Source organism: Nioella aestuarii, assembly GCF_050896395.1.
Lineage (GTDB): Bacteria > Pseudomonadota > Alphaproteobacteria > Rhodobacterales > Rhodobacteraceae > Nioella > Nioella aestuarii.
The window spans coordinates 1-26,679 of record NZ_JBPBBA010000018.1; the positions used below are offsets into that span (position 1 = coordinate 1).

General features: G+C 59.3%; 22 protein-coding genes and 1 tRNA gene. 15 read left to right on the forward strand and 8 right to left on the reverse strand.

The genetic code is table 11. The features are described from left to right. Positions 1–633: 633 nt before the first annotated feature. Positions 634–1,332 carry a cyclic nucleotide-binding domain-containing protein gene (locus tag ACROHD_RS11475; RefSeq protein WP_432677964.1) on the reverse strand — a complete coding sequence of 233 codons (699 nt, stop codon included), beginning with the start codon at positions 1,330–1,332 and terminating at the stop codon, positions 634–636. A gap of 258 nt (positions 1,333–1,590) precedes the next feature. Between ACROHD_RS11475 and ACROHD_RS11480 the strand changes: the two genes are divergently transcribed. The 9 genes from ACROHD_RS11480 to ACROHD_RS11520 all read left to right on the forward strand — a co-directional run bounded on the left by ACROHD_RS11480 (position 1,591) and on the right by ACROHD_RS11520 (position 13,451). Beyond that, positions 1,591–3,006: an MFS transporter gene (locus ACROHD_RS11480; protein WP_432677965.1), complete on the forward strand. Its 1,416-nt coding sequence runs from the start codon at positions 1,591–1,593 to the stop codon at positions 3,004–3,006. 58 nt (positions 3,007–3,064) lie between these two features. Beyond that, a complete protein-coding gene (locus ACROHD_RS11485; protein WP_432677966.1) occupies positions 3,065–4,681 on the forward strand; it encodes an MFS transporter in 1,617 nt (538 codons plus the stop codon). A 68-nt stretch (positions 4,682–4,749) separates the two neighbouring features. Beyond that, on the forward strand, positions 4,750–8,478 hold the full coding sequence (locus tag ACROHD_RS11490; protein WP_432677967.1) for a nitrate reductase subunit alpha: 3,729 nt from the start codon (positions 4,750–4,752) through the stop codon (positions 8,476–8,478). Next, positions 8,475–9,998 (forward strand): nitrate reductase subunit beta, encoded by a 1,524-nt coding sequence (narH, locus tag ACROHD_RS11495; RefSeq protein WP_432677968.1) that lies wholly within the window; start codon positions 8,475–8,477, stop codon positions 9,996–9,998. The genes ACROHD_RS11490 and narH overlap by 4 nt, the downstream gene beginning before the upstream one ends. A gap of 1 nt (position 9,999) precedes the next feature. Next, a complete protein-coding gene (gene narJ, locus ACROHD_RS11500) occupies positions 10,000–10,704 on the forward strand; it encodes a nitrate reductase molybdenum cofactor assembly chaperone (RefSeq protein WP_432677969.1) in 705 nt (234 codons plus the stop codon). An 11-nt stretch (positions 10,705–10,715) separates the two neighbouring features. Next, positions 10,716–11,423 (forward strand): respiratory nitrate reductase subunit gamma, encoded by a 708-nt coding sequence (gene narI / locus ACROHD_RS11505; protein ID WP_432677970.1) that lies wholly within the window; start codon positions 10,716–10,718, stop codon positions 11,421–11,423. Between the two features lie 3 nt (positions 11,424–11,426). Continuing rightward, positions 11,427–12,227: a peptidylprolyl isomerase gene (locus ACROHD_RS11510; RefSeq protein WP_432677972.1), complete on the forward strand. Its 801-nt coding sequence runs from the start codon at positions 11,427–11,429 to the stop codon at positions 12,225–12,227. A 14-nt stretch (positions 12,228–12,241) separates the two neighbouring features. Continuing rightward, positions 12,242–12,859 carry a carbonic anhydrase gene (locus ACROHD_RS11515; protein WP_432677974.1) on the forward strand — a complete coding sequence of 206 codons (618 nt, stop codon included), beginning with the start codon at positions 12,242–12,244 and terminating at the stop codon, positions 12,857–12,859. Between the two features lie 40 nt (positions 12,860–12,899). Beyond that, a complete protein-coding gene (locus ACROHD_RS11520; protein WP_432677976.1) occupies positions 12,900–13,451 on the forward strand; it encodes a DUF2478 domain-containing protein in 552 nt (183 codons plus the stop codon). Between the two features lie 306 nt (positions 13,452–13,757). Here ACROHD_RS11520 and ACROHD_RS11525 read toward each other — a convergent pair whose 3' ends face one another. Together ACROHD_RS11525 and ACROHD_RS11530 are read right to left on the reverse strand one after the other, a co-directional pair. After that, on the reverse strand, positions 13,758–15,077 hold the full coding sequence (locus tag ACROHD_RS11525; RefSeq protein WP_432677978.1) for an MFS transporter: 1,320 nt from the start codon (positions 15,075–15,077) through the stop codon (positions 13,758–13,760). Positions 15,078–15,085: 8 nt separating this feature from the next. After that, positions 15,086–15,343 carry a metal-sensing transcriptional repressor gene (locus ACROHD_RS11530; protein ID WP_432677980.1) on the reverse strand — a complete coding sequence of 86 codons (258 nt, stop codon included), beginning with the start codon at positions 15,341–15,343 and terminating at the stop codon, positions 15,086–15,088. A gap of 107 nt (positions 15,344–15,450) precedes the next feature. Here ACROHD_RS11530 and ACROHD_RS11535 point away from each other — a divergent pair, with 107 nt between their 5' ends. Genes ACROHD_RS11535 through ACROHD_RS11545 form a run of 3 tightly spaced genes read left to right on the forward strand, consistent with a single transcriptional unit; the run spans position 15,451 to position 17,204 of the window. Continuing rightward, the gene (locus ACROHD_RS11535; protein ID WP_432677982.1) at positions 15,451–15,783 is read left to right on the forward strand and encodes a hypothetical protein; all 333 of its coding nucleotides are present in this window, start codon (positions 15,451–15,453) and stop codon (positions 15,781–15,783) included. Positions 15,784–15,838: 55 nt separating this feature from the next. Next, positions 15,839–16,564, forward strand: coding sequence for a HupE/UreJ family protein (locus ACROHD_RS11540; protein ID WP_432677984.1), 726 nt, complete (start codon positions 15,839–15,841; stop codon positions 16,562–16,564). A 16-nt stretch (positions 16,565–16,580) separates the two neighbouring features. Next, the gene (locus ACROHD_RS11545; RefSeq protein WP_432677986.1) at positions 16,581–17,204 is read left to right on the forward strand and encodes a transmembrane anchor protein; all 624 of its coding nucleotides are present in this window, start codon (positions 16,581–16,583) and stop codon (positions 17,202–17,204) included. 260 nt (positions 17,205–17,464) lie between these two features. Here the strand turns inward: ACROHD_RS11545 and ACROHD_RS11550 are convergent, their stop codons facing one another. Continuing rightward, positions 17,465–17,623, reverse strand: coding sequence for a hypothetical protein (locus ACROHD_RS11550; RefSeq protein WP_432677988.1), 159 nt, complete (start codon positions 17,621–17,623; stop codon positions 17,465–17,467). A 190-nt stretch (positions 17,624–17,813) separates the two neighbouring features. Here ACROHD_RS11550 and ACROHD_RS11555 point away from each other — a divergent pair, with 190 nt between their 5' ends. After that, a complete protein-coding gene (locus ACROHD_RS11555; protein ID WP_432677990.1) occupies positions 17,814–19,820 on the forward strand; it encodes a BTAD domain-containing putative transcriptional regulator in 2,007 nt (668 codons plus the stop codon). Between the two features lie 451 nt (positions 19,821–20,271). Here the strand turns inward: ACROHD_RS11555 and ACROHD_RS11560 are convergent, their stop codons facing one another. Beyond that, positions 20,272–21,195 carry a LysR family transcriptional regulator gene (locus ACROHD_RS11560; protein ID WP_432677992.1) on the reverse strand — a complete coding sequence of 308 codons (924 nt, stop codon included), beginning with the start codon at positions 21,193–21,195 and terminating at the stop codon, positions 20,272–20,274. Between the two features lie 89 nt (positions 21,196–21,284). Between ACROHD_RS11560 and ACROHD_RS11565 the strand changes: the two genes are divergently transcribed. After that, positions 21,285–22,067 (forward strand): aspartate/glutamate racemase family protein, encoded by a 783-nt coding sequence (locus tag ACROHD_RS11565; RefSeq protein ID WP_432677994.1) that lies wholly within the window; start codon positions 21,285–21,287, stop codon positions 22,065–22,067. Beyond that, positions 22,021–22,650 carry a hypothetical protein gene (locus ACROHD_RS11570; protein ID WP_432677995.1) on the forward strand — a complete coding sequence of 210 codons (630 nt, stop codon included), beginning with the start codon at positions 22,021–22,023 and terminating at the stop codon, positions 22,648–22,650. Before ACROHD_RS11565 ends, ACROHD_RS11570 begins: the two co-directional genes overlap by 47 nt. A 271-nt stretch (positions 22,651–22,921) precedes the next feature. Here ACROHD_RS11570 and ACROHD_RS11575 read toward each other — a convergent pair. From ACROHD_RS11575 to pdxR, 3 genes are all read right to left on the reverse strand, one after another. Further along, positions 22,922–22,996: transfer RNA gene (locus ACROHD_RS11575), tRNA-Phe, on the reverse strand. A gap of 207 nt (positions 22,997–23,203) precedes the next feature. Further along, on the reverse strand, positions 23,204–24,979 hold the full coding sequence (gene xsc / locus ACROHD_RS11580) for a sulfoacetaldehyde acetyltransferase (protein ID WP_432677997.1): 1,776 nt from the start codon (positions 24,977–24,979) through the stop codon (positions 23,204–23,206). A gap of 87 nt (positions 24,980–25,066) precedes the next feature. Further along, positions 25,067–26,548, reverse strand: a complete 1,482-nt coding sequence (gene pdxR, locus ACROHD_RS11585; protein WP_432678091.1) for a MocR-like pyridoxine biosynthesis transcription factor PdxR — start codon at positions 26,546–26,548, stop codon at positions 25,067–25,069. Positions 26,549–26,679: the final 131 nt, after the last annotated feature.

Consider the following 26,679-nt stretch of genomic DNA (forward strand, 5'->3'; position numbering starts at 1 on the left):
TAAACTCAATCAAGGATGAGCCAGAGCCTCCAAAACAAAACCCGCTCTGATGTCCCAAATTATCTGACGACGGACAGTTATCCAGGATGACTTCCTACATTAATAGCTGGGCAGCCGCCCATGCCTACTGCAACGATATCTCGATGATACATCAAGATGGCTTGGATTGCATCGCAGCAGTGCGTGAGCAACACCAGATATCTGAACAGGAACTATCAGACGCACAGGATGCTTTTACTCGAGCAACATACCGCCCAAAGTCTAAGCTTGGGGGGTAAGTGAGGCACTGAATTTTCGCCGATAAAGGGTTCTGCCGCTGACCTCGCAGGTCGATTCTGCTTCCGGCCCAATGCAGTCGTTCATCCCCGGGGCGTCATTCTGCGATTGTATCCCACTTAGCTGACATTCACGTACCCAGCTGCTCTTATGCTGCTCGAGGGACGGCCAAGCGCAAAGATGGCTTTGTCCACCTTGGATGTGACTTTCGGAGTTCACGTCGCGCGGGAAGCGACATTGCTACTTCGGTCGCGGCATTCCTCAGTTTCGATTTCGCACTTTATTTTTACCCGTCAATCTCATGGCGAAGAAGCTCAACGGAACCGGCCACTTGGCCAAAGTCCCGGCGTCCTGGGGTTAGCTCGAAAAATCATCAATAAGCGGGTCCGGCTTGGCGAAGGCCTCAAGCGTAGCCGGATCCCCGATCTCGACGACATTGCCGTCAACCTTCACACCGTAGCTTTGAAGTGATTTGAAGGCGCGGCTCAGGTTTTCCGGCGTCATTCCCAGCAAGGCGGCCAGGCGGCGCTTTTCGAAGGGCAGGTCGAACTGTCCGGTCCCACCCGTCAGGCTATCGTGGCGCAGCAGGTAGTTGGCGAGCCGTTCCAAGGAGGTGCGGAGCTTGAGGTCCTTGTGGGATTTCACCACCGAGCGATAGCATTGGGCCAGTTCGGTCACAATGGCGCGGGCAAAGATGGCGTCCTTGTCAAAAATGTCCCGTACATCCTGGCTTGGGATCAGGGCAATCCGACTTTTTTCAAGTGTTCGGGCCGACATCAGATAGGGCGCATCCCGGATCGTCGCCGCCAGGATGAAGGTAGAGATCGGGCGTACCGTGGCCATGCTGGTTTCGCGCCCGTTCCAGCTGGAAAAGAGCTCCACCGACCCTGACAGGATCACGTGCAGAAAGTCGCTTGGATCGCCTTCATTGATCAACTCGATCTGCGGCGGAAAGTTCTGAACATAAGAGCCGCGCATCAGGTTGCGAAACCTGTCGGCATCCATTTCCGAGAACAGACGGAGGGTTCGAACCTCTGGAAAATACGACTCGGGCATGATCGGTTCTGGCCTCCCCTCGTGAATTGACAAATATCAATCGGAAGCTCCGGAAAGGTCAAGGCATCGTTTGACCAGACCCTATGGGCGGATTGATCGGCCATGGCGACCCGGGTGACAAATTTCTATAACCCATTTATTTTGAACAAAAATTCCTGTTTTCTGATCCAGATCAAGTCCTGAGCCCGAAAAAACGAATGACCTTGGCCCCATTCTACAAGCGGCGGGGACCGACCTGCCCTGATTGGAGGGATCGTGATGGAGCTGGAAAACAAGGCCACGGCACTGTGGTCAAATTTCCTGAACGTGAAGATGCCGCAGATCAGGACGTTCCACATGACGTGGTTCGCCTTCTTCTCGTGTTTCTTCGCATGGTTCGGCATTGCCCCGCTGATGGCGGTGGTGCGGGACGAACTGCAATTGACACAAAACCAAATTGGCTGGGCCATTATCGGGTCGGTCTCGATCACCATTTTCGCACGGTTGTTCATTGGTTGGCTTTGCGACCGGATCGGGCCGCGGAAATCCTACACCTGGCTCTTGATCCTGGGATCGTTGCCGGTGATGGGGATCGGCCTGTCGTGGAACTTCGAAAGCTTCCTGCTGTTCCGGGTTCTGATCGGCGGGATCGGGGCGTCCTTCGTGATCACCCAGTACCATACCAGCGTGATGTTCGCGCCAAACGTGGTGGGTCAGGCGAATGCGACCTCGGCTGGTTGGGGCAATCTGGGCGGTGGCGTCACCCAGTTCGTCATGCCGTTGCTCTTTTCAGTCTTCGTGATTGGCTTCGGCTTCTCCGAGGCCATCGGCTGGCGCCTGTCCATGGTCGTCGTCGGCGTCATCATCTTCCTGGTCGGCATCGCCTACTACTTCCTGACCCAGGATGCGCCAGACGGCAATTTCGACGAGCTGCGCGCCAAGGGCCGCATGGCGGAGAAGAAACATGTCACCGGCAACTATATGCAGGCCCTCAAGGACCCGCGGGTTTGGGTTTTGTTCGTCATCTATGGCGCCTGCTTCGGGATCGAGCTGACCGTTAACAACGTCGCCGCGCTCTACTTCGCGGACTATTTCGACCTCAGCCTTGTGGCGGCGGGTTTCGTGGCGGCCTCATTCGGTCTGATGAACCTCTTTGCCCGGACGCTTGGCGGCATCTTCGGGGATAACTTCGGGGCACTCTGGGGTTTGCGGGGCCGTGCCTTCTGGCTATTCGTATGCCTGCTCTTTGAAGGCATCGCGCTGATGATCTTCAGCCAGATGCAGGTTCTGTTCCTGGCCCTGCCCGCGCTGATCGTCTTCTCGCTCTTCACCCAGATGTCGGAAGGCGCCACCTATTCGGTCGTTCCCTTCATCAACAAGAAGGCGCTCGGCGCTGTGGCCGGTGTGGTCGGTGCGGGTGGCAATGCAGGCGCGGTTCTGGCGGGCTTCCTGTTCAAGAACATGATCGACTGGAGCCAGGCCTTCCTAATCCTCGGCATCGTGGTGACCTGCGCCTCGTTCCTGGCCTTCTTTGTGCGCTTCTCGACGCAGCAGGAAGACGAACAGCGTGCCGCCTTTGCCGCCGCCAATATTGAGACCCTGCGCAAGCGGGCCGAGAAGGCGAACGCCGCGCTGGAAGAGGGGCTGATCGCGATCGAGACCCGCAATCGCAGCTCCGAGCAGCCTGCTCAGTAAACCCTGATTTGGTGGGCCGAGGACCGGCCCGCCTCAACCTCCAGCAAGGAGAGACGCCTTGGGACAAGACCTTAGAAACTGGACACCGGATGACGAAGGCTTCTGGTCATCAACCGGCAAGTCCATCGCTAACCGAAACCTGTGGATATCCATTCCATCGCTGCTTTGCGGCTTCGCAGTGTGGCTCTACTGGGGGATCATCACCGTTCAGATGATTAACCTGGGCTTCGCCTTCGAGAACTCGCAACTCTTCACCCTGGCCGCCATCGCCGGTCTGGCGGGGGCAACGCTGCGCATCCCCTCAACCTTCTTCATCCGCATCGCGGGCGGTCGTAACACGATCTTCTTCACCACTGCGCTGCTGATGATCCCGGCTGCCCTGACCGGTTTTGCGCTGCAGAACCCGGACACGCCGCTCTGGTGGTTCCAGATCCTCGCCTTCCTGTCCGGCATCGGCGGCGGCAACTTCTCTTCCTCGATGTCCAACATCTCGTTCTTCTTCCCCAAGAAGATCCAGGGCTATGCGCTTGGCATGAACGCAGGTCTGGGCAACTTCGGCGTGACCACGATGCAGATCGTGATCCCGCTGGTGATGACCTTCGGACTGTTCGGCGGCGAGCCGATGATCCTTGAAAACACGTCCGGCACCTTCTTCGCGCGTATTCCAGCTGGGTCCGAGACCTATATCCAGAATGCCGGTTACATCTGGCTGGTTTTACTGATCCCGCTGGCCTTCGCGGGCTGGATCGGCATGAACAACATCCGTGACGAGCATGTCTCGCCCGATATCCCCAGCCCGATCGGCGCCTTCGGCATAATCACATTCATGCTCGTCATCGGCCTGATCACCTCGGCCCTCGGCATCTGGCTAATGTTGCCGGGTGTGGAAGGCGGCCTTCCCTCTTCCGGTATAAACCTGTCGAAGTGGATCGTGCTGCCGATCGTCATCGCGCTGACTGTTCTGGGGCTCAAGATGATCCCCGGTGCCGTGGGCCAGAACCTGACCCGCCAGTACAAGATCTTCGGCAACAAGCATACTTGGGCGATGACGGTCATCTACACCATGACCTTCGGCAGCTTTATCGGCTATTCGGCAGCGCTGGCGCTAACCATCAAGGTGGTCTTCGGCTTCCAGCACCTGATGGTCGATGGCGTGATGACCCACAGCACGGCAAACCCCGATGGCCCCTCGGCCCTGATGTTCGCATGGATGGGACCGTTTATCGGTGCGCTGATTCGACCGATTGGCGGCATGATGGCTGACAAGCTGGGTGGCGCCCGCGTGACGCAGTGGATTTCGATCGTGATGGTCGCCTCTGCCCTGGGCGTGGCTTACTTCATCCAGGCAGCCTATGCCTCGGCGACCCCGCAGGACTACTTCCTGCCCTTCCTGATCCTGTTCCTGATCCTCTTCGCTGCAACAGGCATCGGCAATGGCTCGACCTTCCGCACCATCGCTGTCGCGTTCAACAAGGAACAGGCAGGTCCCGTCCTGGGCTGGACTGCTGCGGTTGCCGCCTATGGCGCGTTTATCATCCCCAAGGTCTTCGGCGAACAGATGAGCGCCGGAACCCCGGAATACGCGCTCTACGGGTTTGCAGCCTTCTACGTGCTCTGCATCGCCATCAACTGGTGGTTCTACCTGCGCCCCGGCGCCTACATCCAGAACCCCTGATCTGACACCGGTCTGCCCCGCGAAACGCGCAGGGGCAGACCCCATCACCACCCCTCGGGAGCAAGAAAATGAGCCACCTGCTCGACAGATTGAACTTCCTCCAGTCGAAAGAACTTGACCAGTTTTCGGACGGTCACGGCCAGACGACCCGCGAGAACCGCGATTGGGAGGACACTTACAGAAACCGCTGGCGGCACGACAAAGTGGTCCGCTCGACCCACGGGGTGAACTGCACCGGATCCTGTTCCTGGAAGATCTACGTGAAATCCGGGATCGTGACCTGGGAAACCCAGCAGACCGACTACCCGCGCACCCGGCCTGATCTGCCCAACCACGAACCACGTGGCTGCGCCCGTGGGGCAAGCTACAGCTGGTATCTCTATTCCGCCAACCGGGTGAAAAACCCGCTGGTGCGCGGCAGGCTGATGAAGGTCTGGCGCCGGATGCGCGAAACCATGAGCCCGATCGAGGCCTGGACCGCGATCCAGACCGACCCGATCCTGCGTGCCTCCTATACCGAGACGCGCGGAAAGGGCGGGTTCGTGCGCGCCAGCTGGGAAGAGGCGACCGAGATCACCGCCGCCGCCAACGCCTACACGGTCAAGACCTACGGTCCCGACCGTGTCTTCGGTTTCTCGCCAATCCCTGCCATGTCGATGGTCAGCTATGCGGCGGGCAGCCGCTACCTGTCGCTGCTCGGCGGTGTCTGCATGAGCTTCTACGACTGGTACTGCGACCTGCCGCCCGCCAGCCCCATGACCTGGGGTGAACAGACGGACGTGCCGGAATCGGCTGACTGGTACAACGCGGGTTACCTGCTGCTGTGGGGCTCGAACGTGCCGCAAACGCGCACGCCGGATGCCCATTTCTACACCGAGGCCCGCTATCGCGGCACCAAGTCGGCCGTGATCTGCCCCGACTATTCCGAGGCAGCCAAGTTCGGTGACGTTTGGCTCAACGCCAAGCAGGGTACCGATGCGGCGCTAGCCATGGCCTTCGGCCACGTGATCCTGCGCGAGTTCCATCTGGACCGACAGTCAGAGTATTTCGAGGACTACTGCCGCCGCTATTCCGACTTCCCGATGCTGGTGAAGCTGGAAGAAAGGGACGGCCGCCTTGTGCCGGGCCGCTTCCTGCGCGCCGACGATCTGGACGGCAAACTGGGAGAGGCCAACAACCCCGAGTGGAAGACCGTCGCCTGGGATCGCAGCTCAAAGGGGCTGGTCGCACCCAATGGCTCCATCGGCTACCGGTGGGGCGAGGACGGCGAGTGGAACCTTGAAGCCAAGGCCGACGGGGCCGACACGCATCTGGCCATGTCCTTCGTGCTGGACACCGACCATGACGACTTGGTGGGCGTCGACTTCCCCTATTTCGGCGCCAACGCGACCGAGGCGTTCTCGACCGGAGATGCGCGCCCCAATGTGCTGACCCGCAATATCCCGGTGAAAACGGTCCAGACCGCTGACGGCGAGATTCAGGTCGCCACGGTTTTTGACCTCTTCTGCGCCAACTACGGTCTCGACCGCGGCCTGGGTGGTGACTGGGTCAGCGCCAATTACGATGACGATATGCCGGGCACGCCTGCATGGGCGGAAAAGATCACCGGCGTTTCCCGCGACAAGATTATCCATGTCGCCCGCGACTTCGCGCTCAATGCCGAGAAGACCAGGGGCAAGTCGATGATAATCATCGGCGCTGCCATGAACCACTGGTACCACATGGACATGAACTACCGTGGCGTCATCAACATGCTGGTGATGTGCGGGTGCGTGGGCCAGTCGGGCGGTGGCTGGGCGCATTACGTGGGGCAGGAAAAGCTGCGCCCGCAGACGGGCTGGCAGCCCTTGGCCTTCGCGCTCGACTGGGGCCGCCCGCCGCGCCACATGAACTCCACCTCCGCGTGGTATGCGCATACGGATCAATGGCGCTACGAGACGCTGACGGCGGGTGAAATCCTGTCGCCCACGGCTCCCGAGGGTGATTGGGATGCTTCGCTCATCGACTACAACATCCGGGCCGAGCGGATGGGCTGGCTGCCCTCTGCCCCGCAGCTGAAGACGAACCCGCTGGAGGTGGCCAAGGCCGCGAAGGCCGCAGGGAAAGAGATCCCGGCATATGTGGCAGAGCAGTTGACATCCGGCGATCTGGAAATGTCCTGCGAGGACCCGGACGCACCGGAAAACTGGCCGCGCAACCTGTTCGTCTGGCGATCCAACCTTCTGGGCTCGTCCGGCAAGGGGCATGAATACTTCCTCAAGCACCTTCTGGGCACCGATCACGGCGTGCTTGGCAAAGATCTGGGAGAAGAGGGCGGGCAACTGCCGAAGGAAGCCCAGTGGCATGAAGAAGGCCCGCGCGGCAAGCTAGACCTGCTTGTGACCATCGACTTCCGGATGAGCACGACCTGCGTCTATTCCGACATCGTGCTGCCCACGGCAAGCTGGTACGAAAAGAACGACCTCAACACCAGCGACATGCACCCGTTCATCCACCCGCTTCAGGCGGCGGTGGATCCGGCCTATGAAAGCAAGTCGGACTGGGAAATCTTCAAGGCCATCGCCAGGAAGTTCCAGGAGGTCGCACCGGAGATTTTGGGCCAGGAAACCGACATCGTCGCGCTGCCCATCCTGCACGACACGCCCGGCGAAGTGGCGCAGGATCAGGTCAAGGACTGGAAGAAGGGCGAATGTGACCTGATCCCGGGCAAGACCGCGCCGAACTATGTGCCGGTGGAACGGGACTACGGGGCGATCTACGACCGCTTCGTGGCGCTCGGCCCGCTCATGGACAAAGTCGGCAATGGTGGCAAGGGTATCGCGTGGAACACCCGCCACGAGGTGCAGCACCTGCGCGAGTTGAATGGCGAATGGCAGGATGGCCCCGCCAAGGGCTGCCCGAAGATCGTGTCGGATATCGACGCGACCGAGGTTATCCTGATGCTGGCGCCTGAAACCAATGGCGAGGTGGCGGTCAAGGCCTGGGATGCTCTGTCCAAGGCCACGGGGCGCGACCACACCCACCTGGCGCTGCCCAAGGAAGACGAAAAGATCCGCTTCCGAGATATCGCCGCACAGCCGCGCAAGATCATTTCCTCCCCCACATGGTCGGGGCTGGAAAGCGAAAAGGTCTGTTACAACGCAGGCTACACCAATGTCCACGAACTGATCCCCTGGCGCACACTCACGGGACGCCAACAGCTCTATCAGGATCATCTATGGATGCGGGCGTTCGGCGAAGGCTTCATGTCCTACCGGCCACCGGTTGATCTCAAGACGATCACCAAGGATGTGCAGGATGACGGCGACAGCCTGGTGCTGAACTTCATCACCCCGCACCAGAAATGGGGCATCCACTCCACCTATTCCGACAACCTCTTGATGCTGACGCTCAACAGGGGCGGGCCGGTGATCTGGATCAGCGAGAACGACGCCAAACGCGCCGGGATCGTCGATAACGACTGGGTCGAGCTTTACAACGTCAACGGGGCGCTTACGGCCCGCGCAGTGGTCAGCCAGCGCATGAAGGATGGAACCACCTTCATGTATCACGCTCAGGAAAAGATTGTGAACACGCCCGGGTCCGAAAAGACCGGTCATCGCGGCGGCATCCACAACTCGGTCACGCGGGCGGTGCTGAAGCCAACCCACATGATCGGTGGCTATGCCCAGCAATCCTACGGCTTCAACTACTACGGAACCGTGGGCTCGAACCGCGATGAATTCGTTGTCGTCAGGAAAATGAAAAAGGTCGACTGGCTCGACCGCGAAGCGACCGCAAAGGAGGCCGCAGAATGAGAGTCCGTGCGCAAATCGGCATGGTGCTGAACCTCGATAAATGCATCGGGTGCCACACCTGTTCCGTCACCTGCAAGAACGTGTGGACCAGCCGCGACGGCGTCGAATACGCCTGGTTCAACAACGTCGAAACCAAGCCGGGCACCGGCTACCCGACCGACTGGGAAAACCAGAAGAAGTGGAACGGCGGCTGGCAACGGACCAAGGGCGGCAGGCTGATCCCCAAACAGGGCGGCAAGTGGCGGATTCTGGCGAATATCTTCGCCAACCCGGATCTGCCCGAGATCGACGACTATTATGAACCGTTCGATTTCGACTACGACCACCTGAAATCGGCCCCGGAAATGGAGGCGTTCCCGACGGCGCGCCCCCGATCCAAGATCACCGGCGAACGGATGGAGAAGATCGAGAAAGGCCCGAACTGGGAGGAAATCCTGGGCGGCGAATTCTCGAAACGGTCCGAGGACTACAACTTCGAGGGCATCCAAAAGCAGATCTACGGGGAATACGAGAACACCTTCATGATGTATCTCCCGCGCCTCTGCGAACACTGCCTGAACCCGGCCTGCGCCGCGTCCTGCCCCTCTGGCGCGATCTACAAGCGCGAGGAAGACGGCATCGTCCTCATTGACCAGGAAAAATGCCGGGGCTGGCGGATGTGCGTCTCTGGCTGCCCCTACAAGAAGGTCTATTACAACTGGTCCACGGGCAAATCCGAGAAATGCACGCTCTGCTATCCGCGCATTGAATCGGGCAACCCGACCGTTTGTTCGGAAACCTGCGTGGGCCGCATCCGCTACCTTGGTGTCATGCTCTATGACGCCGACAAGATCGGTGAGGCGGCGAATGTGCCGTCTGAAAAAGAGCTCTACGACGCGCAGCTCGATGTCTTCCTCGACCCCAACGACCCGGCGGTGATCGAAGCGGCCCATGCCGAGGGCATCCCGCAGGACTGGATCAAGGCGGCACAGGAGAGCCCGATCTGGAAGATGGCGATGGAGTGGAAGATCGCCTTCCCGCTGCATCCGGAATACCGGACGCTGCCGATGGTCTGGTACATCCCGCCGCTGTCGCCCATTCAGAATGCCGCTCAGGCCGGGGCGATCGGGGCCGATGGCGACATGCCGGACGTGCGCAGCTTGCGCATCCCGCTGCGCTACCTCGCCAACATGCTGACCGCAGGCGATGAGGCCCCGGTGGCACAGGCGCTGGAACGGATGCTGGCCATGCGCGCCTATATGCGGGCCAAGACCGTGGACGGCGTGAATGATGAAGGCATTGCCGCGCGGGTGGGCCTTTCGGGGCGCGTGATCGAGGACATGTACAAGATCATGGCCCTTGCCGATTACGAGGACCGCTTCGTCATTCCGACCACCCACCGTGAACAGGTCGAAGAGGCCTATGACCTGAAGGGCGGCTGCGGCTTCACCGATGGCAATGGCTGTTCCACCGGCATCTCGAAGGGGTCTCTCTTCGGGGGCTCCAAGAAACCCCTGAAAATGCCCGAGGAGGTGCGCTGACATGGACCGGACCCTGAAAGCCCTGTCACTGATCCTGAGCTACCCGACCGAGGAGCTGCAGCAGGCCATGCCCGAAATCGCGGGCGTCCTGATCGCGGAACCCGGCCTGACGGCGGTGGCACGGCGCGCGCTGAGCCCGCTGCTGGAAGAGCTGGAGATGCTCGATATCTACGAGTTGCAGGAACGCTACGTGATGCTCTTCGACCGCTCGCGGACGCTGTCGCTCAACCTCTTCGAACATGTCCATGGCGAAAGCCGGGACCGGGGCGGCGCGATGGTCAGCCTGATCGAAACCTATCGGGAGGGCGGGTTCGACCCCGCCACCTCGGAACTGCCCGACCACCTGCCGGTGCTTCTGGAATTCCTGTCCACGCGACCCTTCGGCGAGGCGCAGGATACCTTGGCGGACGCGGCGCATATCCTTGAGGCGCTTTCCGCCCGGCTGGTCCGGCGGGAAAGCAACTATGCCGCCGCGTTCGCCGCCCTTTTGCAGCTGGCAGATGTCAAAGCAGATCAGAAGGCCGTGGCCGAGCTGCTGGAACAGCCCGATGCGGACCCCGAAGATCTCGAAGCGCTGGATCAGGTCTGGGAGGAGAGCGAAGTGCTTTTCGGCCCCGACCCAAATGCAGGCTGTCCGCAGGTGCGCGGCATGCTGGCCCGCATGGATGAACCGATCAATCCCGCCCCCGGCGTGGCCGCCGAATAAAGGAGGCTCAGATGCACAATTTTCTCTTCGGGATATACCCCTATATCGCCCTCGCGGTGATGATCTTCGGGTCCATCGCGCGCTATGATCGGGATCCGTTCACCTGGAAAAGCTCCTCCTCGCAGCTTCTCAGACGCAAGCAACTGGTGATCGGTTCGATCCTTTTCCATATCGGCGTTCTGGTGATCTTTGTGGGCCACCTCGTCGGCCTGCTGACGCCGATTTGGATCTTCGACGCCTTAGGCATCAGCCACGGGGCCAAGCAGGTGCTGGCCGTTGTCGCTGGCGGCATCGCGGGCGTCATGGCACTGGTGGGCGGCGGCATGCTGTTTCACCGCCGCTGGACCGATCCGCGCATCAAGGCCACGTCGAGCTTTGCCGACACCGCCATTCTGGCGCTTCTGCTGGCGCAACTGATCTTGGGGCTGGGAACGATCTTCGTTTCGCTCCAGCATCTCGACGGGCATGAAATGACGCTGTTCATGGCCTGGGCGCAGGGGATCTTCACCTTCCAGTCCGGCGCCGCGGATCACATCGCGGGGGCCGCACTGATCTTCAAACTGCACCTCTTCTTGGGTCTGACAATCTTCCTCGTCTTCCCCTTCACGCGGCTTGTGCACATCCTGTCCGGCATTGCGGCCCCGTTCCGCTATCTGTTCACCCGCCCCGGGTATCAGATCGTCCGGTCGCGCCGCCGTGCCACGAACCGGGCGGACTGAGCCATGAGTAACGCCCTGTTCCCCGACCTGACCGTCAACGGTGAACCCGTGCCACAGGCGGTCATCGCCGCTGAAGCGCAACATCACTACGCGCCCAAGGACAAGCCCGGCATCGCCTGGCGCAAGGCCGCCAATGCCGTCGCCATGCGCAGCCTGCTGCTGCAGGAGGCCCGCCGCCGTGGTCTGACGCCCAAAGCGCAAGAGATCGGGCCGGGGCGGTTTGAAACAGAAGAGGAGGCCCTGATCAGGGGCCTTCTCGACCAAGCGATCCGCGTCGAGGCCCCGAGCAAGGACGCCATCCGCGCAGAATACGACCGCGATCCCGGACGGTTCCGCGCGCCGCCCCTTTGGGAGGTGTCTCACATCCTCATCGCCTGCGACCCGCGCGACCCTGAATCTCGCGAAAAGGCAGAGGTCCGGGCGTGTGAGCTTGCCGACAAAGCGCTGCAAGCACCGAATCGTTTTACGCAGTTGGCCTCCGAAACCAGCGATTGCAGATCACGCGCAACCGGCGGCGTACTTGGCCAGCTTTGTCCCGGTGATACCGTGCCGGAATTCGAGGCTGCCTTGCACAAGCTTTCCGAAGGGGAGGTCACAGCAAGGCCCGTTCTGACCCGCCATGGCTGGCACGTCATCCGCATGGATGCGCTGGCCGAGGGCGCGGTGCTGCCCTTCGAAGCGGTCAAACCCCGCATCGCAGACGCGCTGGAGAGAACGGCGTGGGCACGGGCGGCCAGAGAATTCGTCGCCACGCTGATCGAACAGGCTGACATTACCGGCGCCGATCTGTCTCGCCCGATCTGAGGATCCATCCCGCCATGATGTCAGACCTTTTCAACCGCAACCGGGCCTGGGCCGCCAACCAGACCACCCGCGATCCCGGTTTCTTCAACCGGCTCGTGCAGCAACAGGCGCCGGAGTTCTTTTGGATCGGCTGTTCCGACAGCCGGGTGCCTGCGAATGTGGTGGCCGGGCTCGATCCCGGTGAGGTTTTCGTTCATCGCAACGTCGCCAATGTCGTGCACTCGTCTGACATGAACCTGCTTTCTGCGCTGGAGTTTGCTGTCGAGGCATTGAAGGTGCGCGAAATCATCGTGTGTGGCCATTACGGTTGCGGCGGTGTCAAGGCCGCGACCGAAGAAAACCTGCCGCACGGGCTGGCCGATCATTGGCTAGAACCGATCCGACGGCTGGCCCGCGCTTGTGCCGTCGATCTGGCACATTGTGCTGATATGGAAGCTCGACGCGACCGGCTGGCCGAACTGAACGTGATCGAGGGTGTGCGCCGTGTGGCAGAAACCCCGATCCTGCAACGGGCCTGGGGGCGCAAAGCCAACCTTCGCGTCCATGGGCTGATTTACGGGCTGAAGGACGGTCGACTTGGTGATCTGGATTGCACCATCGGGCCGGGCCACTTCCAAAAGAGTGGAACCTAAGATGCCCCCTGACACAACAAATAGAACTGAGGATCCCTCAATGAACATTGCCTACACTTTGGCCCCCGGACGCGGCGATACCGATCTGGTTCTAAATACAGTAGCCGACCAGTTGATCACCCGTGGATACAAGCCCTGCGGAACCGTCCAGATCAACACTGAACGGTCGGATGCCGGACCATGCGATATGGATGTGAAAGTGTTACCAGACGGACCAGCAATTCGCATTTCCCAGACCCTTGGTCGAGCTTCCCGAGGATGTCGCCTAGATCCAAACGCCCTAGAGAAGGCCGTAGGTCTTGTGACCGGACACTTCGCATCCGGTGCCGACTGCCTGATCATCAACAAGTTCGGCAAGCATGAAGCCGAAGGGCGCGGCTTCCGACAGATCATCGCCGAGGCGGTCATGAAAGAGACGCCCGTCTTAGTCGGTCTCAACATTCTCAACGCGCAAGCATTCATGGAATTCTCCGAAGGCTTGGGCGAGGAATTGCCGCCCAGGGTGGATAGCCTGTGCGACTGGCTCGAAACACGAATACGTTCTTTCTCCGGTGAAGCGGACCGCCGCTACGCACAGGAATATCGAGGATAAGACTGGTATCGACGCTAACCAGGCCTGAGGAAATGGTCACGAACCATCGACAAGTTGAGATGCTCGTCGGTGAGAGATACTGCCATTGAACGGCGAATGGCTGCTCTTCAATAAGCACGTCTGGCTGAGAACCATCGCAATTCGGCCCTTTTCAATTTTTCCGTCGACAGCAAGCTGCGCACAGCTGCCGTTGGTCGGCGACGCAGCGAATGACCGCTCCCCGCCCGATTCGCGCAAGCGTCGCTTCCGGCCCATTGCGGATATCCGTAAGATTTTCAGGACATGTCCGCTTTGCAGAAGCGCAACCTAAAGCTGTTCGTTCCAACGCGGGTGTGCATCATCAATGATGAACCCGTGGGCATGCTTCCTGTGCCCTCGAAGGTGCGGGTGGTCGAGCGGTAGATTGTTGTGGGTATGTTCCACGATTTCCGGATCTTCGCTCGGCCAAAGACAAAGCGCAGCTACTATTCCGACCGTCGCCAAGCTTGCCAACACGACCAGAGCAGGAAGCAAACCGAACGTGGTCATGAGCCATCCTGACAGCGGGTATGTCACCAACCAACAGGCGTGCGACAAGGCGAACTGAGCAGCGAAGATGGCCGGTCTGTCCTCAGCATGAGCTGAGCGGCGCAGTAGGCGGCCAGACGGCGTCTGGACCGTCGAGTAGCCAATGCCCACAACCAGCCACACGAACAGTAGTAGCGGCCAGCTCAGCCCGACCATAAGGGTCGCCGCCGCGATCCCAAGGAGTGCTGCAACCATCGCCCACGCGCCAGCGACCATCACTGGCCTGTCCTTGACGTGATCCAGCACGCGCGGCAAGAGAAGCGCCGCGATCATACTGCCCGCCCCGAAGGCAAACATCGTCCATGCCAAGGCGCTTTCGCCCAAGCCAAGCTCTGCCCGCACCAGAACGACCGAATTCACGAGCACCATTGCACCCGCGCTTGAGACCGCAAGGTTGAGGCCAAGAAGCCCGCGTAGACGTGGAGTGGCGAGGTAGATACGGATGCCCCTCGTGGTGCGGTCATAGATGCCGCGCGGTTCCGATGCCTTTGGGCTTGGGAGGAAAACCGAAACCACGAGCAGGGCAGAGGCCGCAAAGCCAACCGCTGTTGCAAGAAAGAGGTTATTGAAGGTCATTACCGCAAGCAGGAGCGCGGCGAGTGTCGGGCTGATGATGTTTTCAAGATCATAGGCGAGCCGCGAGAGCGACAGGGCGCGGGTGTAGCGGCCCTCGTCTGGCAACACGTCGGGGATCGTGGCTTGAAACGTCGGTGTGAAGGCAGCAGACGCGGATTGCAGCAGGAAGATCAGCACGTAGACCTGCCAGACTTCGGTAACAAACGGCAGACAAAGCGCAACCGCCCCGCGCACCAGATCAAGGGCCACCAGCAGAACGCGGCGGTTCACCCGGTCTGCGAAAGCCCCAGCAACGGGTGCAATGCCGACATAAGCCACCATCTTGATGGTGAACACGGTCCCCAACACCATGGCCGCGCCGTCGCCAGCCAGGTCGTAGGCAAGGAGCCCAAGCGCGACAGTGGCGAGCCCGGTCCCCAATAGCGCGACAACCTGCGCCAGAAACAGGTGGCGATAGGTGCGATCGGATAGAATGTCGAACATGTTTGTCCTCAGAGGTAGCGAGAGATCGCCTTCAATTCTGACTTGTCATGGTCATCGCCAGCGTCGAGACAGTTATCCATGTGGTCATGGATAAAAGCCTGCTTCGCGTTCCGGATGGCGCTTTCCACGGCCTGTAGCTGCTGTGCGACTTCGAGGCAGGGCCGCCCTTCCTCGATCATTGCAATAACGGAGTGCAAGTGCCCATCGGCGCGTTTCAGCCGGGATATGACCCTGGGATGGCTTGCATGGGTATGGGGCTTTGTCATATGAAATGGCTAACCTCCCCGGGAGGATGGTGCAAGACACCGCATAACGGCATGGGCAGGATGGAGCGGGTGACCAGATGAGGTGCGGAAAGGCAATATTGCACGGCATGCGCCGCGCGCTGTTTGTCTTGTCGTGTTTCGCGCTCATCGCCTGGAACGTCACGCCCACCTCATCCCATGCCCCGACGGTCATCCAAACCTTGCAAGAACATGCGGAAATGGTCGCGACACACGGGCATTCTCATGGGCTTGAAGAAGACCTGATGTGGGCGCTGCACGGGCATAGCCATGACACAGCAGATCACGACCATTCACAAGCTGTTCTCATGCCCTCCCGCGTGAACCAATCCCACACTGAAGCCGGTTCGGTATGGCGCATTCTTGCGTCCTTGGATTGGCAATCCCCGCATTTCCGATTGGAACGTCCTCCACGCGTGTGATGCCGCCTCAAAGGGCTTTCATTCACACGATCACGGACAATCCAAGGAGCAAACCATGCAATCCGTTCTCGCGGATGGCCTTTCGCGGTGCCGATCACGCGCCGCTGCCATCCTGTCTTCTCTGGCCATCTTGATGCTTTGGGCATCTGCGGCCGCTGCCCACAACGTCACCGAAGGTGATGCGGGCTACATCCAGGAAATCTGGGGGATCAACATCATCCCCTTCATGTATCTCGGCGCCAAGCACATGGTGACCGGATACGACCACATCCTTTTCCTACTGGGTGTTGTGTTCTTCCTCTACAAGATGAAGGACGTCGGCATCTATGTCAGCCTCTTTGCCATAGGGCATTCGACCACGATGCTGCTCGGCGTCTGGTTCGGCTGGGGCATCAACGCCTACATCATCGACGCCATCATCGGCCTGTCAGTCGTCTACAAGGCGCTCGACAATCTCGGCGCCTATCAGCGCTGGTTCGGGTTCCAGCCCAACACCAAGGCCGCGACGCTGATCTTCGGCTTCTTCCATGGCACAGGTCTGGCCACGAAGATTCTCGACTACGAGATCGCGTCGGAAGGGCTTCTGCCTAATCTCATCGCGTTCAACGTGGGTGTCGAGATCGGGCAGCTCATGGCGCTCGCCGTGATCCTGATAGTCATGGGTTACTGGCGGAAGTCCCCCAACTTCTTTCGCCAGGCCTACACCGTCAACGTCGTCATGATGTCCATGGGTTTCATCCTGATGGGCTACCAGATCACCGGCTTCTTCGTCGCCGCGTAACTTATTGGAGACCAAAATGTTCAACGCAGAAAAACCCAGCCTGGAAGAATTGCCGAGCTCTGCACAACTTCTGAAATCCACGATCATCGCCGCAGTTTCGGCCATCGTGATCCTGGTGACAGTCGTCTTGCCAGCGGAATACGGCATTGACCCGACAGGCGTCGGTCGTGTCATCGGCCTTGCGGAAATGGGCGAGATCAAGATGCAGCTTGCCGAAGAGGCTGAAGCGGACCGGTTGCTGGAAGCCGAAAGCAACGACCAATCGAGCTTGCTGGATGGCTTCTTTAGCCTCTTCGTCGGGGCTGCCCACGCACAGGAGGTAGACCTCTGGCGCGACGAGATCACATTCACGCTCGCGCCTGGAGATTCGGCTGAATGGAAGTTGGTTATGAGCGAAGGGCAAACGGCAGAGTATCGCATGATCGTCGAAGGCGGTCGCGTGAACTTTGATCTTCACGGCCACGGTTCCGGTCAGTCGATCACCTATGAACGAGGACGGGGTTCTGCCGGGGCTGAAGGAACCATCGTCGCCGGTTTTGACGGAGAACACGGCTGGTTCTGGCGCAACCGGGACAGTTCCGAGTTGACCGTCACAGTTCAGGTTCGCGGTGAATACGCCGAGTTTATCGACGCGGGCTAACAAAGAAGCTGCCATTCGTTGGCTCCGCAGCGAATGGCAGCAGTCCGCCCTGCAGGCCCGTGCGCAGTGACCGGCCCAGAGCTGCCATTGACCCATCGCCTTTTTCGCTGCGGTGCGGCCCGACAAACCGGACTTTGGCTGAGCGCGAGCGGATTTGAGACGCTACAGGTCCATAAAACGCAAGGATCAGCCCTTCGTCGCAATGTCGCCAGTAGACAGAGCCGGCATGGAGCATTCCCATGCAAGGCTGCGTATCCCGGTCAGAAGGCAGTGATTACTGCAATCACCGCGGCACAAATTGATCCCACCGCCGGAAAGACAGTCGAGATCGAGAGCTGGTTCCTCTTTTCCATCGCAGCAAAACGCTCCTCTTGCATCTTCTGGATCGCGATCGGATTCATGTCATAAGTCGGGAACATCTTGGTTTCTCCTCATTTATTCTGATGCTTGTGAGGAAGACCATCGCCCGTCGCCGTGAGGGCGCCGTCAAAGCAAGCGTAACGTAAGTGTAATTTCGTGTTGGTTTGTCGCGCGCACGCAAACTTGTCGGTTGTGACGGCGAGCGGCCTGACCGAGTATGTTCTGCGACGTCATGTAGGGGTGTCCGGAATGAGTAAGACAGCACCTGGGAAACTCATCTTGCGGCTATTGGGCGGCCTGGAGCTCGACGCACCTGAGGCAAAATCCTTGCCTCGCAAGGTTAAGGCGCTTACCGCCTGTGTAGCGTTGCACGGTTCAAGAGGGATCAGCCGGGAGCGGCTGGCGGGGCTTTTCTGGGAAGACCGGACTGAGGATCAATCCCGTGCCAGCCTACGCCAAGCACTCTCGCTATTGCGTCGGAGCCTTGACGACGCACTTGTTGCCGATGATGGCATTGTCAGACTCGATCCTGCGGTCGTCTCAGTAGATGTCTGGGACTTCGATGAAGAGGTCGCCAAAACGGATGCAGCGTCGCTTGAAACGGCGTCGTCAATCTATGTTGGCGATCTGCTCGACGGCTTCAGCATACGAGAGGAAGCTTTCGAAGCATGGCTTAGGACCGAGCGCGAGCGGCTCCGCAACCTCATGACCACGTGCCTGACGCACCTGCTAACCGACCCATCCGTATCGAGCGATCCAGCCCGGCTTATCAGCCTCGGCGCGCGGCTTATCGAAATTGATCCGCTGAACGAGCAGGGCCATCGAAGCCTGATGGCTGCCTACGCTGTGCAAGGGCGTTATGATGCAGCACTCATGCAATTCACAAGAGTCCGTGACATACTTGATCGCGAACTTGGACTGAGACCACAGCCGGAGACAATAGCTCTCAGGGCACGCATCAGGCTGGAGCGTGCCAATCCAACGCCTGATGCTGAGGCACGCCAAAACCTGGGCGAAAAGTCCGCCGATCACGAGACGGAACTCGGCGCCCTTGGCATCGAACTTGCGATACCTCCTGAACCGTCTCTCATTGTCACTCCGTTTCGTGATCTCTCTGGTGGCCGTCTCGATCACCTCGCCGAAGGGCTACGCATCGACATCCAAAGCGCACTCGTCAAGATCTCGGGGCTCTTCGTCATCGCGGCAGGCAGTGCGGCAAGCTATGCCGGGCAGGATGTAGGGCCGGAGCAGATCTCCACAGAGATGGGTGTGCGCTACGTGCTGACGGGTGCAGTTCGTGGCTCCGAGAGGCGTATCCGGGTCTCCGCTGAATTGACAGACGGGCTAACCGGTCAGGTGGTGTGGAGCGAGCGTTACGATCGGGATCTTGATGAGGACTTTGTCGTCCCCGACGAAATTGTAGAACGTATCGTTGCAATGCTGGACGTGACTGTTGCGCGGGGAGAGCAAGCACGGGTTTGGCGAAAGACCCTTCGAAATCCAGATGCGCTTGCTCTTTACTACAAAGGTCTCGAGCGCCTTACGCAGTTCGACAAGCAAAGCGTGGCGTCGGCTCGCAGGCTATTCGAGCGCGTCAGTGAGATTTCGCCCGAAGTTACTCTCGGACCGACGCTCGTCGCTTTTTGCCATTATTGGGATGTGACCATGGGGTGGGGAGAGGACTCAGCCCGAAGCCTCCTCGCAGCAACCGAATGGGCTGAACGCGCAAGCCAGCTCGAGGATGCTGATGGTCAGGCTCATGCAATTCTTGCGCATGTGCGCCTGCTGCACGGCGAGCATGAAGAAGCCTTGCGCCTTGCGGAGGTGGCTATCTCAATCAGGCCGCAATGCGCGACCACCAATGCCCTCTATGCAAATATTCTTCTTTGGCATGGGCGGCCTGGGGAGGCATTGGATCGGGTCAACTTCGCGATCCGCGCTGCGCCTATATACGCGTCGTGGTGGGTCGAAATTCTCGCAGCCGCATATCGCGATTTGGGGCGACTTGAGATGGCGGAAGCGGCTGCTCGTGAATTGCTCAGACGAAAACCCGATAACCTCGAGGCCAGCATTTTGCTCGCGGGCATTCTCGCTGCGCAAGGTCGCCTTGACGAAGCGGCCCGGATCGGCGCGGAGGTTATGTCACTCGATCCTGATTGTTCAGCCGAAAATCTTGCCCGCCGTCACCCGTATCGCTGCGAGACCGATCTCGAGAAACTTCTTGGCTTGCTGAGGTCATGCGGTTTGCCGGGATGACGCCATTGAACGTCCTAAATTTGGGATGGTTATGATCGAAGCCACTACCAATTGCTGCCATCGCGGAAAGAGCTCGCTACATGAGCGGGTGGCGTTGCTTGTCGGCGTAGGCGATTGCTGGAGGTGTCGCTTTGATGAAGGCGTGAAATCTGGAAAGTAGCCGTTCGTGAGGAGCGCAGCATTCTGCAATGGGCTCGAAGGAGATCTCGGAGGCGGCGCAGCGTCCGCTTGCTCCCAGCCAATTCAGGTGACGGGAACGGCCCAGAGCCAACCTTGGCCGTGAGGTCGGACGCCGCATCGGAGCTTCACCGAAGCGGCCATTCATGCAGACCGCAGCATTTTGGGTGACCAGAGGTCCGTAGTGCGGACAAAGTGTGATTTCGCTGCGGTTGCGCCAATGACAGGAAACTGAGCTTTGATGCTAAGTTGACTGGCCCCGGAGGAGGCACGGCTATTCGGCTAAGACCTTCGATTTGTTTCGGAGGTGATCAACCAACGTTCTCTCGAAGTCTGTCGGGTGGTGGGAGTCGTTGGTCAAAATTCCAAGCGTTCGAATCAAGCTACGATTACTCAATGGAACAGTAGTAAGACCGGGAAGTTCGCAAGCTTTTGCAGCCCCTTCTGGAACCACAGCTACACCCAAGTTCTGACGGATCATATGGAAGCCCGTTACCAGTTGCCGTACCTCCGCAATGGTCTTCGGTTCTACCCCGGTTCGTTCCATGATGGCCGACAACCAGTCGTGTGAGGTGGTACCGGACGGAAACCGGATCATCGGTTGCGAAACGATGGCGTCGTCATCAATTTCGGCCTCTTTAGCCAACGTGTTGAATTCAGACATCACAACGCACGCAAAATCTTGGTGCAGCGCCTCAAAGTGCAATCCAGGAGACGGAACAAACACGCTGGTGATACCGAAATCAATATCCCCGTCCCGGACCAGGCGAATACTTTCCTCGTCATCGATTTCCGAAATGTCGAGGATGTGGTTCGGAAATCTTTCTCGTAGCGCCTGAAAGACCGGCACCACAAAGAGAGCCGCATAGGACGCCGGACTTGCGATCCGCAGAATTTGCTCCGCTCCCTGACCAAGCGAAGCCAATTGATCGAGTATGGCCCCATTGCTTGATAGAAAGCGGCGAAAGGCAGGCAGCAGTGCGGCGGCACCGGAAGACAACCGCAACCCCTCCTTGTCGCGCTTCAGCAGGTCGAGCCCTAACTGCTCCTCCAATTGTTTAACGTGTTGTGAGACAGCGGGTTGTGTCAATCCCAGCTCTTGAGCAGCCATCGAAAAGGAGCAATGCTCTGCAACTGCGAGCAAGCTGCGGACACGCCGTACGGACAGTTCTTCGCGTCTTGATCCGGTCATAACCATTTTCCGCCCTCCATAACGAAACATTATTTTTCCTGGATTGTATAAAGATATATCAAATCGGTATCCGCAAGACCACAAGGAGACTGGTGATGCCAGCACATGATCCGGCCGTTCAGCGTATTCACGCCCGAAAAAATCACTGCTGCTATGGCATGGGATTGGGGGTTATCATTCTGGATGATGTCTACCCCGGGTTTCCCGGCGACGTGCGTAACGCCAGCGCCTATCCTTTCCCGGTCCAATACGAAATCGCGGAAGGCGTTGATATCAAGAAGCTTGTCCGGGGAGAAAACAAAGAGGCGTTACTCGAGCCGGTGCTCGCGGCGGCGCGAAAACTTGAACGCATGGGATGCCGCGCTATTGCGGCGGAATGCGGCTATTTTGCATGGTTCCAAAAAGAAATCGCCGGGGCTGTGAATGTCCCGGTGTTCGCTTCAAGCCTGTTACAGGTGCCGTTGGCCCAAACGATTATCGGTGACGACAGGGTTGTCGGCATCCTTGTCGCTGAGGGTGACGAATTGTACGACCGGCATCTCACCTCTGTCCGGGTGCAGCTGGGATCGAACTATGTGGTCCAAGGAGCAAAGGACGACGGCAAATGCCCTCAGTTCGACAGCCTGTGGACCAAAGATTTGCGGCCCGACATTCCTATGGCGGATTATTCCAAGGCCGAACAGGATATCATATCCGTCGCCAAGGGATTTGCCGCCGAGCACACTATGATGGGTGCAATGGTGCTCGAATGCACTGGGTTTCAACCTTTCGCTCGCGCGATCCAACGGGAAATTGACATGCCCGTGTTCAGTTGGTCGACGTTGCTCGACTATGCTTATTCAGTCGCAGCACACCGCGATTTCTACGGGCATGTGTAGAAATTTTAGCGACCCACATTTCGCCATAACTCCGCGGCAATTCCAGAACTATCACCCCAGGTCTGCCAACGGCCGCTATCGACGCATCGGTTCCATTGATCAAAGCCGCAGCATTTTGCGGAATGGGCTCGAAGCCGACCTGCGGCGGTGCAGCACATGTTTCTTCTCCATAGGTGCGCCACCGTCGGTCGGACGGGCTTCGGCCGAAGACCGGTCTCAGCCCGAAGCGGACACGGTCCGCGCTTCCGTTCAGCCTGCACAGCTCCAACAGGTCGGCGGAGAGTTGGGGCGTAGCCCGTTGGAAATCGAAGCGATCCTTCAATCCACCGGTGAAGGCATCCAGAATATCCTCGACGCGATCAACGCGTACAACGAATTGCTCTACGACGTGGTGATCCCGCGTCTCTTTGGACTCCTGTATGATTTGGAGCAACACGAGATCACAGATGAGCATGAAGTCGAACTCGTGCGATTGCCGGAGAACGGCTCATACTCCGTAATGGCTGATCCAAAGCTGGTGGTGAGAGATGACGATGTCGAAGAAAGGCGACAACATGATCGACGATCCGATCGTACAGGCTAAACGTGAGTATGCTGAGCAGATGGCCGAGGCATCAGGTATGGAATATGCCATTATCCGAGGAACCGACGCTGAGGCTCACAATTTCAGATTTCTGCTTTCTTAGCCTCTTGAACAGAATTCCTGAGTCTGGAGTTGCGAGACGGCCAAAGTCTGGTGTCAGTTATGAACTGCAACACGCAGCCTTGACCATGCGAAGTGCTGGAAAATAGCGGAATCATGTACGGCGAAAATTCCACAACCCATTAATATTAAACAATTTTACTGAGAGTTGTGGTGCCCGGGGGCGGAATCGAACCACCGACACGAGGATTTTCAATCCACTGCTCTACCCCTGAGCTACCCGGGCACGGGACAGGAAACTCTCCTGTGGGTGGAGGCGTTCTAGGGGGTTCGGGCGGGGCTGTCCATAGGGTTTGAAAGATTTTTTATGGGCCTGCGGGTTGTCAGGGATTTGCAGCAGCGTGGGCCGGGTAACAGACCGCATAAAGCCCATAAACCAAAGGAAAAGAGCCGCGGATTGCGCCGCGGCTCTTGCCCGTCTTGTGTCCCGTGATCAGGCGGATTTTTGCGGCCGCATGTCGGCAGCATCGATCCCTGCCACCGCGACCGGCTTTTTCATCGCGTCCCGGCGGAAAGGTTCACCCAGTTCCTGGTTGATCAGCGCCTCGATCAGCGTGGTCTTGCCAGCGGCCTGATCCTTGAGCGCTTGATCGAGCGCCTCGGACAGCTCGTCCATGGTGCGCGCGACAACGCCTTGCAGGCCACAGGCCTTTGCGATGCCAGCGTAGCTGACTTGCGTGTCCAGTTCGGTGCCGACGAAGTTGTCGTCATACCACAGTGTCGAGTTCCGCTTCTCGGCACCCCACTGGTAGTTGCGGAACACAACTTGGGTCACAGCGGGCCACTCACTGCGGCCAATAGCGGTCAGTTCCGTCACGGCGATGCCAAACGCCCCGTCACCGGAGAAGCCCACGACCGGCGTGTCCGGGCAGGCGATCTTGGCGCCCACGACGGCAGGCAACCCGTATCCACAGGGGCCAAACAAGCCCGGTGCCAAGTATTTCCGCCCCTCTTCAAACGACGGATAGGCGTTGCCGATGGCGCAGTTGTTGCCGATATCGGACGAAATGATCGCTTCTTTCGGCAGGGACCGTTGGATCGCGCGCCAGGCCATGCGGGGGCTCATCCAATCGGGCTTATCGGCGCGGGCGCGTTCGTTCCAGGTGGTGCCGGGATCGTCATCTTCGTGGTCCATCGAGGACAGCTGCTGTGCCCAGGCAGACTTGGTTTGTGCGATACGCGCCTTGCGCTCGGCCCGGCCATCGTCACCGGCGGTCTCGGACAGCTGCTCGAGGATCGAGGTTGCGACTTTCTTGGCGTCACCAACGATGCCGACCGTGACCGGCTTGGTCAGGCCGATACGGTCCGGGTTAATGTCCACCTGGATGATCTTGGCGTTTTGCGGCCAGTAGTCGATCCCATAGCCCGGCAGGGTCGAGAACGGATTCAGGCGCGTGCCCAGGCACAAGACGACATCGGCCTGGCTGATCAGCTCCATCCCGGCCTTCGATCCGTTATAGCCGAGAGGCCCGGCGAATAGCGGGTGCGAACCTGGGAAGGCGTCATTGTGCTGGTAGCCCACGCAAACCGGGGCATCCAGACGTTCGGCCAGTGCCATGGATGCGGGGATCGCGCCGCCGATGACCACGCCTGCGCCGTTCAGAATGACGGGCGACTTGGCTTCGGACAGCAGGCGGGCAGCTTCTGCCACGGCTTCTTCACCGCCGCCGGGGCGTTCAAATTCCACAATGGCGGGCAGGTTGATGTCGATCACCTGGGTCCAGTAGTCACGCGGCATGTTGATCTGTGCAGGGGCCGAGGCACGCTTGGCGTTGATGATCACCCGGTTCAGCACTTCGGCCACGCGCGACGGATCACGCACTTCTTCCTGATAGGCCACCATGTCCTTGAAGGCGGCCATCTGTTCCACTTCCTGGAAGCCGCCCTGCCCAATTGATTTATTGGCGGCCTGCGGCGTGACCAGCAGCAGCGGGGTGTGGTTCCAATAGGCGGTTTTCACTGCCGTGACGAAGTTGGTGATGCCGGGGCCGTTCTGGGCGATCATCATGCTCATCTTGCCGGAGGCGCGGGTATAGCCATCGGCCATCATCCCGCCGGATCCTTCATGAGCGCAGTCCCAGAAACGGATGCCCGCTTGCGGGAACAGGTCGGAGATCGGCATGAAGGCGGAACCGATGATGCCAAAGGCATCTTCGATCCCGTGCATTTGCAGCACTTTTACAAAGGCTTCTTCGGTCGTCATTTTCATTTGGGATGTCTCCACGGCAAAGGATTGGCACAAGATGTGCTTTGGCGTCGTTTGTAGCGACTCGCCCTGCCCTGTCGTTAGGGCCAGTTAGCGCGGCTCGCTATGGCCAATGCCGGCGATTTCTTCTGCGATCCGGCGAATGCCTTCGGGGATTTTTTCAGAAGAGATGGAACTGTAGGCCAGCCTGTAAAACCGCCGTGCGTCATCCGCCGGGCTGAAGAAGCTGCGGCCCGGTTCAATGACCACACCGCGTTCATAAAGCCGGTAGGCCAATAGCTCTGTATCCACCCGCGGCGGGGCCGCCATCCAAAAGCTTGATCCACCCGTGGCAACAGCACCAGATATCGTCAGGCCGTTCTTTTCAATGGCTTCGGCCATGACCGTCCGGCGGGTTTCGTAGGCCTTGCGCATACGGTTGATCTGCGCGTCGTAATGGCCGAGCGACAGAAAATAGGCGACCGTCCGCTGGATGTGGCCCGGCGGGTGGCGGAGCACCAAAGCCCTCAGCGCGCGGGCTTCGCGGATGAATTCCTCATCCGCCACCACGTAACCAAGCCGCAAACCAGGGAAGAGCGATTTGGAAAACGACCCGATATAGATCACCGCTCCGCTGTCATCCATCGACTTCAGCGCGGGTGAAGGCGCGTTCTTGAACGACAGCTCAAATTCGTAGTCATCCTCGACCACCACAAAGCCGCGTTCAGTCGCCAGTTCCAGCAGCCGTCTGCGACGGTCCACCGGCATCGTCATATTGGTGGGGCAGTGATGCGACACGGTGGTAAAGACCACGTCCGTGTCGGGGGGCAAGTTTTCGGGTGGCAGGCCCTCGTCATCCACATCGACGGGCACCAGATGACAGCGGGTCTGCGTCAGGATCTCTCGCAGTCCGGGATAGGTCGGGTTTTCCAGCACCGCCTTGCGTCGCTGTGTCAGAAGGATCTGCGCTGTCATCCAAAGGGCGTTCTGCGCGCCCATGGTGATCAGGATTTCCTCTTTCCGCGCGGCAATGCCCCGGCGCGGCAGGATATGGCGCTGAATATGTTCCAGCAGGCGTTCATCGTCTTCTTCGTAGCGATCCGCGGTCAGGATCTTGAAATCCTTCTGTCCCAGTGCCTGCAATCCGCATTGCCGCCATGTCTGATGGGAAAACAGTGAAGGGTCCGCCTGCCCGTAGATGAAGGGATACGGGTATTCATGCCAGTTTGCGGGTCTGAGCGGCAAAGCCGGGCTGTCGAAGCGCTGACCGATCGCCCGCGACCAGTCTATGCCAGCCTTTGCAGGGCGCCCTGTCAGGTCAAATTCAGGCGGCGTGGGCGCCGTATCTGACACAAAATACCCCGAACGCCCCCGCGAAATCAGGTAATCATCAGCCACCAATTCGGTATAGGCGTTCGTAACGGTGATCCGGCTTATGCCAAGGTGCACAGCCAGTTTCCGACTAGATGGCAGCTTTTCCCCGGGTCTGAAACGACCCGACAGAATGCCCTCGGCCACAAGCCGTTGCACCTTCTGTTGAAGGGTTCCCTCGGCCTGAGCATCAAGGAAAAAGGATTCCACCGGGATCGTCACGACTGGACTTTGCCTCTGATTGACCTTGGTCACTCCACATGCGCGGGCCGCTCCCTCCTTGTCAATCCTCTGGCGCTATGCATGGATAGGCTCTGGCCCTATCTGGCACAGGCACAACCCGGCACTGTGAA

Coding starts and splice junctions, on each gene's coding strand:
- narH (WP_432677968.1), top strand. CDS start 8,475: ATGAGAGTCCGTGCGCAAATCGGCATGGTGCTGAACCTCGATAAATGC.
- ACROHD_RS11520 (WP_432677976.1), top strand. CDS start 12,900: ATGAACATTGCCTACACTTTGGCCCCCGGACGCGGCGATACCGATCTG.
- narJ (WP_432677969.1), top strand. CDS start 10,000: ATGGACCGGACCCTGAAAGCCCTGTCACTGATCCTGAGCTACCCGACC.
- ACROHD_RS11480 (WP_432677965.1), top strand. CDS start 1,591: ATGGAGCTGGAAAACAAGGCCACGGCACTGTGGTCAAATTTCCTGAAC.
- ACROHD_RS11535 (WP_432677982.1), top strand. CDS start 15,451: ATGCGCCGCGCGCTGTTTGTCTTGTCGTGTTTCGCGCTCATCGCCTGG.
- narI (WP_432677970.1), top strand. CDS start 10,716: ATGCACAATTTTCTCTTCGGGATATACCCCTATATCGCCCTCGCGGTG.
- ACROHD_RS11530 (WP_432677980.1), bottom strand. CDS start 15,343: ATGACAAAGCCCCATACCCATGCAAGCCATCCCAGGGTCATATCCCGG.
- ACROHD_RS11540 (WP_432677984.1), top strand. CDS start 15,839: ATGCAATCCGTTCTCGCGGATGGCCTTTCGCGGTGCCGATCACGCGCC.
- ACROHD_RS11560 (WP_432677992.1), bottom strand. CDS start 21,195: ATGGTTATGACCGGATCAAGACGCGAAGAACTGTCCGTACGGCGTGTC.
- ACROHD_RS11510 (WP_432677972.1), top strand. CDS start 11,427: ATGAGTAACGCCCTGTTCCCCGACCTGACCGTCAACGGTGAACCCGTG.
- ACROHD_RS11490 (WP_432677967.1), top strand. CDS start 4,750: ATGAGCCACCTGCTCGACAGATTGAACTTCCTCCAGTCGAAAGAACTT.
- ACROHD_RS11555 (WP_432677990.1), top strand. CDS start 17,814: ATGAGTAAGACAGCACCTGGGAAACTCATCTTGCGGCTATTGGGCGGC.
- ACROHD_RS11525 (WP_432677978.1), bottom strand. CDS start 15,077: ATGTTCGACATTCTATCCGATCGCACCTATCGCCACCTGTTTCTGGCG.
- ACROHD_RS11565 (WP_432677994.1), top strand. CDS start 21,285: ATGCCAGCACATGATCCGGCCGTTCAGCGTATTCACGCCCGAAAAAAT.
- ACROHD_RS11515 (WP_432677974.1), top strand. CDS start 12,242: ATGATGTCAGACCTTTTCAACCGCAACCGGGCCTGGGCCGCCAACCAG.
- ACROHD_RS11475 (WP_432677964.1), bottom strand. CDS start 1,332: ATGCCCGAGTCGTATTTTCCAGAGGTTCGAACCCTCCGTCTGTTCTCG.
- ACROHD_RS11550 (WP_432677988.1), bottom strand. CDS start 17,623: ATGTTCCCGACTTATGACATGAATCCGATCGCGATCCAGAAGATGCAA.
- ACROHD_RS11570 (WP_432677995.1), top strand. CDS start 22,021: ATGCTTATTCAGTCGCAGCACACCGCGATTTCTACGGGCATGTGTAGA.
- xsc (WP_432677997.1), bottom strand. CDS start 24,979: ATGAAAATGACGACCGAAGAAGCCTTTGTAAAAGTGCTGCAAATGCAC.
- ACROHD_RS11545 (WP_432677986.1), top strand. CDS start 16,581: ATGTTCAACGCAGAAAAACCCAGCCTGGAAGAATTGCCGAGCTCTGCA.